The organism is Halomonas sp. SL1 (assembly GCF_003030865.2).
Taxonomy (GTDB): Bacteria; Pseudomonadota; Gammaproteobacteria; order Pseudomonadales; family Halomonadaceae; genus Halomonas; species Halomonas halophila.
In genome coordinates this window covers 282206-291327 of sequence record NZ_PYUQ02000014.1, presented here as the reverse complement: position 1 = coordinate 291327, position 9122 = coordinate 282206, and the positions used below count along the sequence as shown (strand labels likewise).

The 9122-nt window shown below is 67.9% G+C and carries 7 protein-coding genes; 3 read left to right on the top strand and 4 right to left on the bottom strand.

Annotated elements, in window-relative coordinates:
• The coding region (locus C9J49_RS09960) for a hypothetical protein (RefSeq protein WP_146612982.1) at nucleotides 1-184 on the bottom strand (184 nt) is incomplete at its 3' end.
• Between the two features lie 181 nt (nucleotides 185-365).
• Between C9J49_RS09960 and C9J49_RS09955 the strand changes: the two genes are divergently transcribed.
• Entirely contained in the window at nucleotides 366-1007 is a 642-nt protein-coding gene (locus C9J49_RS09955; RefSeq protein ID WP_220084858.1) for a rhomboid family intramembrane serine protease, read from the top strand.
• Between the two features lie 10 nt (nucleotides 1008-1017).
• Here the strand turns inward: C9J49_RS09955 and gnd are convergent, their stop codons facing one another.
• From gnd to C9J49_RS09940, 3 genes are all read right to left on the bottom strand, one after another.
• Nucleotides 1018-1998: a phosphogluconate dehydrogenase (NAD(+)-dependent, decarboxylating) gene (gene gnd, locus C9J49_RS09950; protein WP_046079569.1), complete on the bottom strand. Its 981-nt coding sequence runs from the start codon at nucleotides 1996-1998 to the stop codon at nucleotides 1018-1020.
• Nucleotides 1999-2142: 144 nt separating this feature from the next.
• The gene (locus tag C9J49_RS09945) at nucleotides 2143-3384 is read right to left on the bottom strand and encodes a ribonucleotide-diphosphate reductase subunit beta (protein ID WP_107181397.1); all 1242 of its coding nucleotides are present in this window, start codon (nucleotides 3382-3384) and stop codon (nucleotides 2143-2145) included.
• A 127-nt stretch (nucleotides 3385-3511) separates the two neighbouring features.
• A complete protein-coding gene (locus C9J49_RS09940; RefSeq protein WP_107181396.1) occupies nucleotides 3512-6415 on the bottom strand; it encodes a ribonucleoside-diphosphate reductase subunit alpha in 2904 nt (967 codons plus the stop codon).
• Nucleotides 6416-6767: 352 nt separating this feature from the next.
• Here C9J49_RS09940 and C9J49_RS09935 point away from each other — a divergent pair, with 352 nt between their 5' ends.
• Nucleotides 6768-7481: a winged helix-turn-helix domain-containing protein gene (locus tag C9J49_RS09935; RefSeq protein WP_046079567.1), complete on the top strand. Its 714-nt coding sequence runs from the start codon at nucleotides 6768-6770 to the stop codon at nucleotides 7479-7481.
• The gene (locus C9J49_RS09930; RefSeq protein WP_107181395.1) at nucleotides 7481-9118 is read left to right on the top strand and encodes an ATP-binding protein; all 1638 of its coding nucleotides are present in this window, start codon (nucleotides 7481-7483) and stop codon (nucleotides 9116-9118) included. The genes C9J49_RS09935 and C9J49_RS09930 overlap by 1 nt, the downstream gene beginning before the upstream one ends.
• The last annotated feature ends 4 nt before the right edge of the window (nucleotides 9119-9122 follow it).

Sequence of the window (9122 nt, the reverse complement as noted above, 5' to 3'; positions counted from 1 at the left end):
GGGGCTGGCCCTGGGCGATCTGCTCCTCGTCCACCACGGACACGGCGGCGGGCGTGGCATAGAGTTCACGCTCGAGACGCGATGCGCTGACCGTCAGCGGCTCGAGGGCGAGCTCGGCGGCCTGGCCGGCGGCGGGCAGCAGCAACAGGGGCGTCATCAGGGGGGCGAGTGACCGTCGGGGCATGGGGCGTCGAGTCTCCGGGGCGGGAAATGAGGGCGAGAATGTTCTCATTCTAACGAGTTTCAGGCAAATCGAAGGGCGGCGCGGCCCGGACCTTCAGCGTCGACCAGAGCTCAGCCTGGCGCAACGACGACATGCCCGCCTGGCGGCTACCCTGAGAAGACGGCAGCAGGGAGGGCGCGGGGTGCGACGCACGCTGGAGCACGGGGCGGGACGCGGCAGGAGCTCGGTGATCGGCCTGCTGCTGGCGGCCAACGGCCTGACCTTCGTGGCCCAGCTGCTGCTGCCGGGGCCGATGCTGCGCTACCTGGCGCTGTGGCCGCTCGGCGCGGCGCCGGAGGCGCTGCCCTCGGGGCTGCCGGCGGGCGAGTTCCATCTCTGGCAGCTGCTGAGCTATGCCTTCCTGCACGGCAGCCTCTTCCATCTGGCCATCAACATGTTCGTGCTGTGGATGTTCGGCAGCCCGCTGGAGCGCGACTGGGGCAGCCAGCGCTTCGCGCGCTACTACGTCCTGTGCGTGCTGGGAGCGGGGGCGGCGCAGCTGCTGGTGGTGTCGATGTCGACCGGCCCCTTCGCGCCCACGGTGGGCGCCTCGGGTGGCGTCTATGCGCTGCTGCTGGCCTTCGGCCTGCGCTATCCGAACCAGTACATCCTGCTGCTGATCCCGCCGATCCCGATGAAGGCCAAGTACTTCGTGATCGTCATCGGCGTGGTGGAGCTGTGGTCGGGCATCGCCGGGACCCGCCAGGGCGTGGCGCACTTCGCGCACCTGGCAGGCATGCTGGTGGGGCTGGCGCTGATCCTGAGCCGGCACCGGCGCCCATGAGCCTTCCGGCCTATTGCTTGGGCGGTTCGACGTGGCCGCCGAAGCCGAAGCGCATCGCCGACAGCAGGCGGTTGGCGTAGGTGTTCTCCTTGCGCGAGGCGAAGCGCGAGAACAGCGCGTTGGCCAGCACCGGGGTGGAGACACCCTGTTCCACGGCGGCATCGACGGTCCAGCGACCCTCGCCGCTGTCGGAGACGGCGCCGGAGTAGTGGTCGAGGCGCGGGTCGCCGGCCAGCGCCTGGGCGGTGAGGTCGAGCAGCCAGGAGGAGACCACGCTGCCGCGACGCCAGACCTCGGCCACGTCCGCCAGGTTCAGGTCGAAGCGCTGGTCTTCCGGCAGGTCCGGCGAGGCCTTGCTCTGCATCAGCTCGAAGCCTTCGGCGTAGGCCTGCATCAGGCCGTACTCGATGCCGTTGTGGACCATCTTGACGTAGTGGCCGGCGCCCACCGGGCCGGCGTGAATGTAGCCGCGCTCGGCGCGCTCGTTCGGGGCGTTGCGGCCGCGGGTGCGCTCCAGGTCGCCGTAGCCGGGGGCCAGGCTGTCGAACAGCGGCTCCAGGCGGTCGAAGGTCGCGTCCTCGGCGCCGACCATCATGCAGTAGCCGCGCTCGAGGCCCCAGACGCCGCCGGAGGTGCCGACGTCGACGTAGTGCAGCCCTTTCGGCTCGAGCGCCTTGGCACGGCGGATGTCGTCCTTGTAGAAGGTGTTACCGCCGTCGATGATGGTGTCGCCCGGCGCCATCAGCTCGGCCAGCGCGTCGATGGTGGCCTCGGTCGGCTCGCCGGCGGGCAGCATCACCCAGACGGCGCGCGGCGCGTCGAGGCTCTCGACCAGCGCGGCGAGGCTCTCGGCGTGGCCGATGCCGTCGTCGACGAGGGCCTGGGCGGTGGCGGCGTCCTGGTCGTAGGCGACGACTTCATGGCCGTCGCGCACCAGGCGGCGTGCGATGTTGCCGCCCATTCGGCCGAGTCCGATGATACCGAGTTGCATGTTGCTTCCTTTGACGTGATACGGGATGGGGTGCGGGACGGCGGCAAAGCCTACCCATTGCGGCGTCGCGACGCAAAGCGGGCCATGTCGCCTGACATGGCCCGCCGAGCGTGACGCTCGCGTCTCGCTAGGAGCAGAGGACGATCAGTCCCAGCTCAGGGCGCCGCCCACCTGGTATTCGGTGACGCGGGTCTCGAAGAAGTTCTTTTCCTTGCGCAGGTCGATGATCTCGCTCATCCACGGGAAGGGGTTCTCGGCGCCCGGGAACTGCTCCTTGAGGCCGATCTGCGCCAGGCGGCGGTTGCAGATGAAGTGCAGGTACTCCTCCATGATCGCCGCGTTCATGCCCAGCACGCCGCGGGGCATGGTGTCGCGCGCGTAGGCGATCTCCAGCTCGGTGCCCTCGAGGATCATCTGGGTGACCTCGTCCTGGAACTCGGCGGTCCACAGGTGCGGGTTCTCGATCTTGATCTGGTTGATCATGTCGACGCCGAAGTTCAGGTGCATCGACTCGTCGCGCAGGATGTACTGGAACTGCTCGGCGACGCCGGTCATCTTGTTGCGCCGGCCCATGGACAGGATCTGGCTGAAGCCGCAGTAGAAGAAGATGCCCTCGGTCACGCAGTAGAAGGCGATCAGGTTGCGCAGCAGCTCCTGGTCGGTCTCCGGGGTGCCGGTGTGGAAGTCCGGGCGGGCCAGCGACTGGGTGTGCTTGAGGCTCCAGGCGGACTTGGCCGAGACGGAGGGCACCTCGCGGTACATGTTGAAGACCTCGCCTTCGTCCATGCCCAGCGACTCCACGCAGTACTGATAGGCGTGGGTGTGGATCGCTTCCTCGAACGCCTGGCGCAGCAGGTACTGGCGGCACTCGGGGTTGGTGATCAGGCGATAGACGGCCAGCACCAGGTTGTTGGCGACCAGCGAATCGGCGGTGGAGAAGTAGCCCAGGCTGCGTTCGACGATGCGGCGCTCGTCCGCAGTGAGGCCGTCCGCGCTCTTCCACAGCGCGATGTCGGCGTTCATGTTCACTTCCTGGGGCATCCAGTGGTTGGCGCTGCCGTCCAGGTACTTCTGCCACGCCCACTCGTACTTGAAGGGCACCAGCTGGTTGAGGTCGGCGCGGGCGTTGATCATCCGCTTCTGCTCGACGTCGATGCGCTGGGCGCCCATCTCGAGTTCCTCGAGGCCGGCGGCCACGTCGAGCTCCTCGAGGGACTGCTTGGCGCGGGCCAGACGGTCCTGCTCGGCGACCTGGTAGGCGCCGGCGCTGTCGCGGACCTCCTCGGCGGGTGCCTCGGCCTTGGGTGCGGGCTGCGGCGCCGGAGCCGGCTGCGGGGCTTCGGCGGTGGCGGTGGCGTCTTCGTGGAACTCGTTCCAATCGATCATCTGTGTCTCTCCCGGTGGTCGGCCGGATGGTCCGCAGGCGTTCGCGTCGGGGGAGCGCTGCGGCAAGGGTAGAAGGGGCGGAGCCGGAGGGAGATCCCTCCGGCTCGAGCGGTGGCGCGTGACGCCGTTACTGGCAGGCCTCGCAGCCCAGCTCGTCGATCTCGCCTGCGGAGGGCGCACGGGAGCCGCCGCCGTTCTTGCCCTGCAGGAAGTCGTCGATGCCCTTGGGCTCCTGCTTGGCTTCCGGCGCGGCGGACGGCGTCGGGGCGGCGCCGGGCGAGGCGTTGCTCACCGCGTTGAGGTTGCCGCGGTCCACGGTGGACTTCTCCACCGAGGTGGCGCCCAGGGCGCGCAGGTAGTAGGTGGTCTTGAGGCCGCGGAACCACGCCATGCGGTAGGTCACGTCCAGCTTCTTGCCGGAGACGCCCTTGATGTAGAGGTTCAGCGACTGGGCCTGGTCGATCCACTTCTGGCGACGGGCGGCGGCCTCGACCAGCCACTTGGGCTCGACCTCGAAGGCGCTGGCGTACTTGGCCTTCAGGTCGTCCGGCACGCGGTCGATGGGCTGCACGGAGCCGTCGTAGTACTTGAGGTCGTTGATCATGACCTCGTCCCACAGGCCGCGCTCCTTCAGGTCGTTGACCATGTAGGAGTTGACCACGGTGAACTCGCCGGACAGGTTCGATTTCACGAACAGGTTCTGATAGGTCGGCTCGATCGACTGCGAGACGCCGCAGATGTTCGAGATGGTCGCGGTCGGGGCGATGGCCATGACGTTGGAGTTGCGCATGCCCTGGGCGGCGACCTTGTCGCGGATGCGATCCCAGTCCTGGGTCGTGGAGGTGTCGACCTCGATGTACTTCGCGCCGCGCTCTTCCTTCAGCTTCTCGACGGAGTCGATCGGCAGCACGCCCTGGCTCCATAGCGAGCCTTCGTAGCTCTGGTAGTGTCCGCGCTCGGCGGCCAGGTCGCTGGAGGCCTCGATGGCGTGATAGCTGACCAGTTCCATGGAACGGTCGGCGAAGGTCACGGCGTCCTCGGAGGCGTAGGCGATGTCCTGGGCGTAGAGGGCATCCTGGAAGCCCATGATGCCGAGGCCCACCGGGCGGTGCTTGAAGTTCGAGTTCTTCGCCTGCGGCACCGCGTAGTAGTTGATGTCGATGACGTTATCGAGCATCCGCACCGCGGTCTTGACGGTCTTCTTCAGCTTGTCGCCGTCGAACTCGCCGTCGACCACGTGCTGGGCCAGGTTGATGGAGCCCAGGTTGCACACCGCGATCTCGTCGACCGAGGTGTTCAGGGTGATCTCGGTGCACAGGTTGGAGCTGTGGACCACGCCGGCGTGCTGCTGCGGGCTGCGCAGGTTGCACGGATCCTTGAAGGTGATCCACGGGTGGCCGGTCTCGAACAGCATCGACAGCATCTTGCGCCACAGGTCCTTGGCCTTGACGCGCTTGAACAGCTTGAGCTGGCCGTTGCGGGTCATCTCCTCGTATTCCTGGTAGCGCTTCTCGAAGGCGGCGCCGTACAGGTCGTGGAGGTCCGGGCAGGTGGCCGGCGAGAACAGGGTCCACTCCTGGTCGTCGAAGACGCGCTTCATGAACAGGTCCGGCACCCAGTTGGCGGTGTTCATGTCGTGGGTACGACGACGGTCGTCACCGGTGTTCTTGCGCAGCTCGAGGAACTCCTCGATGTCGAGGTGCCAGCTCTCGAGGTAGGCGCAGACGGCGCCCTTGCGCTTGCCGCCCTGGTTCACGGCCACGGCGGTGTCGTTGACCACCTTGAGGAACGGCACCACGCCCTGGGACTTGCCGTTGGTGCCCTTGATGTAGGAGCCCAGCGCACGCACCGGGGTCCAGTCGTTGCCCAGGCCGCCGGCCCACTTGGAGAGCAGGGCGTTGTCGCGGATGGCGCTGTAGATGCTGTCCAGGTCGTCAGGCACGGTGGTCAGGTAGCAGCTGGAGAGCTGGCTGCGCACGGTGCCCGCGTTGAACAGGGTCGGGGTGGAGGCCATGTAGTCGAAGCTTGAGAGCAGCTCGTAGAACTCGATGGCCCGCGCCTCGCGGTCGTCCTCGTTGAGCGCCAGGCCCATGGCGACGCGCATGAACATCACCTGGGGCAGCTCGTAGCGCACCTCGTCGCGGTGGATGAAGTAGCGGTCGTAGAGGGTCTGCAGGCCCAGGTAGGTGAACTGGGCGTCGCGGGTGTGGTCCAGGGCATCGCCCAGGCGCTCGAGGTCGAACTCGGCGAGCTGCGGGTCGAGCTGCTCGAATTCGATGCCCTTCTCGATGTAGGCCTGGAAGGCCGGCTTGTAGAAGTCGGCCATCTCCTGGTAGGTCGCCTCGTCGGCGATGCCCAGGAACGACAGCGCCTCGCGGCGCAGGTTGTCCTGCAGCAGGCGGGCGGTGACGTAGGTGTAGTTGGGATCCTTCTCGACCAGGGTCCGCGCGGTCATCATCAGCGCCTGGGAGACGCCGTCGGCGCTCACGCCGTCGTAGAGGTTCTTCAGCGAGTCCTCGACGATCTTCTGCGGATCGACGTTGGTGAGATTCTCGCAGGCGTCGAAGACCAGGGTCTCGACCCGGCCCAGGTCCAGCGGGCGAGTGCTGCCGTCCGGCGCGGTGACGTTGAGCGTCGGGTGCGGCTTCTCGATGTCGGCGCCGGCCTCGGCGCGGGCCCGGGCGTGCTCCTCGCGGTACAGCACGTAGGCGCGGGCGACCTTCTGCTCACCGGCGCGCATCAGGGCCAGTTCGACCTGGTCCTGGATATCCTCGATGTGCACGGTGCCGCCGTCGGGCATGCGGCGCTGGAAGGCCTGGGCAATGCCCTCGGAGGCCTGCTGCACGAAGTCGCGGACCCGCGAGGAGGTGGCGGCGTTGTCGCCCTCCACGGCGATGAAGGCCTTGCTCAGGGCCACGGCGATCTTGCCGGCATCGAAGGGCGCGACATCGCCGGTGCGCTTGATGACACGCAGGGTCTGCGGAGCGGTGACGGAGACGGACGAGTGGTCCTGGGCAGCGGTGGTATCCATGGCGCCGGGGTCCCTACCTTGTCGATTGAAGAAGGCCGCCGTGGGCACGACGGTTGACAGAATCTGGAGTGGTTGCTATGGCACAGTATATGGTGTGCTAGCCCCAAGCGGGCACAAGATAGTGTGCTTTCCCTCGTTCATCAAGTGGATAACTTTGTGGATGATTTGTGACCTTTCGGGGGGTGTTTCGAGGGCTTCTCGCCAGCCCGCGCGGTTGGGCCGCTGGCGCCGATTCGGGGTGGGCGTCGACGAGCGAAGGAACGCGTTGTCGGGTATTCTTTAGCTATCGGTGGTCGGACGAGTGCCGACGACCCACACCATCCGCACGCCCATTGAGGAAGATGACGCACAAATGGACGACAGCCTGGACCCTTCCGAGCAGGATCACGTACTGATCATCGAGGATGATGAGCGCCTGGCCGAGCTGACCCGCGACTACCTCGAGGCCAACGGCTTTCGGGTGACTCTCGAGCCCGACGGCGCCCGGGGTGTCGACAGCATCCTCGCCCTGCAGCCCGACCTGGTGATTCTGGACCTGATGCTGCCCGGCGAGGACGGGCTGTCGATCTGCCGTCGGGTGCGCGCCGACTACCCCGGGCCGATCCTGATGCTCACCGCCCGTACCGACGACATGGACCAGGTGCTGGGGCTGGAGATGGGCGCCGACGACTACGTGGCCAAGCCGGTGCAGCCACGGGTGCTGCTGGCGCGCATGCGGGCGCTGATGCGTCGCCGCGAGACCGGCGCCGTCGGTGAGGAGCCGCGGCTGGCGTTCGGGCCGCTGGAGATCGACAGCTCGACCCGTGAGGCCTTCCTCTCCGGCGAGCGCGTCGACCTGACCAGCGCCGAGTTCGATCTGCTGTGGCTGCTGGCCAGCAACGCCGGCCGGGTGCTGACCCGGGAAGAGATCTTCTCCCAGCTGCGCGGCATCAAGTACGACGGTCAGGATCGCTCCATCGACGTGCGGGTCTCGCGGATTCGCCCCAAGATCGGTGACGATCCCAACCAGCCGCAGCGGATCAAGACCGTGCGCAGCAAGGGCTACCTGTTCGTCAAGGAAGGCTGATGGCGTCCTTCCGCCTGCTGCCCAGGGCCCTGTCCGACAGCACCTTCCTGCGGGTCTACGTGCTGCTGGCGCTGGCCCTGGTGATGAGTTTCGCCCTGGCGCTGCTGGCCATCACCGTGGTCGACAAGGTGCGGCGTCAGCACTATCAGGAACAGCTCGCCGAGGCGCCGATGACGCTGTTCAGCGCCCGGCTCGAGGCGCTGCCCGCGGACAGGCGTGACGCCTGGCTGCGCGAACAGAGCGCCCGGCTCGGCATTCGACTGTCGCTGCACGAGATGACCGACTATCCGCTCGGCTACTTCGAGCGCGCGCGGCTCGAGGGCGGCCAGACCCTGGTGCGTCAGACCGAGACCATGGGCTGGCTGCTGCACCGCCGGCTGGACGACGAGCCGCGGCTGCTGCGCCTGGAGCTGGCCTCGCTGGGTGAGCATCAGCTGGTGGGCCTGGCGCGGCAGCTGGGTCAGTGGCTGGTCGAGGTGCCCCCGGAGCGCCGCGCGGCGCGGCTCGACCGGCTGCGTAGCGGGGTGATCCAGCTGAGCCTGACCGACACGCCGCCCGAGGGGCTCGACCCGACGCGTCTGGCTTCGCTGAGCGATGCCGAGGTGGTGGTGCGCCTGCTGCCCCAGCGCTGGGCGATGTCGCTCTATCTTCAGCTGCCGGTCGCGTCGGGCGGGACCCAGTGGGTCGAGGTCGGCCCGCTCAACGCCTTCGAGCCGCTGCCGGCGTCGCTGTTGCTGCTGTTGCTGCTGATGCTGCTGGGCATGCTGGCGGTGATCATCTACCTGATCGTGCGCGGCGTGGAGGCACGCATGGCACGCCTGGAACTGGCCGCCACCCGCATCGCCGCCGGCCGCCTGGACACCCGGGTCAAGGTCGAGGGCAACGATTTCCTGAGTCGGCTGGGCATGGCGCTGAACGGCATGGCGACTCAGGTGCAGTCGCTGCTGCGCGGCCAGCAGGACATGATCCGGGCGGTGTCCCACGAGCTGCGCACCCCGGTCGCGCGTATCCGCTTCGCCGTTCAGATGGTCGAGGACATGACCGACGAGCCGGGCGTGCGGCGCCATCTGCAGGGCATCGACGCCGACATCACCGAGCTCGACGACCTGGTCGACGAGATCCTGACCTACGCGCGCCTGGGCAGCGAGACGGCCAACGGCGTGCCCATGGAGACCTCGCTGGTGGAGTGTCGCGCGATGGCCGAACGCGTCATCGAGGCGCTGCACCCGCTGCACGCCCAGCTGAGCCTCAGCCTGGTGCCCGGCGAGGAGGTGGAGGCCGCGGCCGAGTCGCGCTATCTGCAGCGGGCCCTGCAGAACCTGGTGGCCAATGCCTGCCGCCATGCCCGCGCCCGGGTGTTGATCCGCATCCACGGCGAGCCACGGCTGGTGCGCATCGACATCGAGGATGACGGCCCCGGGGTGCCGGTGGCCAAGCGCAGCGAGATCTTCAAGCCCTTCGCGCGTCTCGACGACAGCCGGGCCCGCAACTCGGGCGGCTACGGCCTGGGGCTGTCGATCGTGCAGAAGGTGATGGCCTGGCACGGCGGCAGCGTGATGGTGGACGCCAGCCCCTCGCTCGGCGGGGCTCGCTTCACGCTGCTGCTGCCCCAGCGCGCCGCGGGGCATGACGCCTGAGCCG

What these genes read in the sequence shown, in the direction of transcription:
- gnd (WP_046079569.1), bottom strand. Translation starts at nt 1,998, where the DNA reads ATGCAACTCGGTATCATCGGACTCGGCCGAATGGGCGGCAACATCGCA.
- C9J49_RS09930 (WP_107181395.1), top strand. Translation starts at nt 7,481, where the DNA reads ATGGCGTCCTTCCGCCTGCTGCCCAGGGCCCTGTCCGACAGCACCTTC.
- C9J49_RS09945 (WP_107181397.1), bottom strand. Translation starts at nt 3,384, where the DNA reads ATGATCGATTGGAACGAGTTCCACGAAGACGCCACCGCCACCGCCGAA.
- C9J49_RS09940 (WP_107181396.1), bottom strand. Translation starts at nt 6,415, where the DNA reads ATGGATACCACCGCTGCCCAGGACCACTCGTCCGTCTCCGTCACCGCT.
- C9J49_RS09935 (WP_046079567.1), top strand. Translation starts at nt 6,768, where the DNA reads ATGGACGACAGCCTGGACCCTTCCGAGCAGGATCACGTACTGATCATC.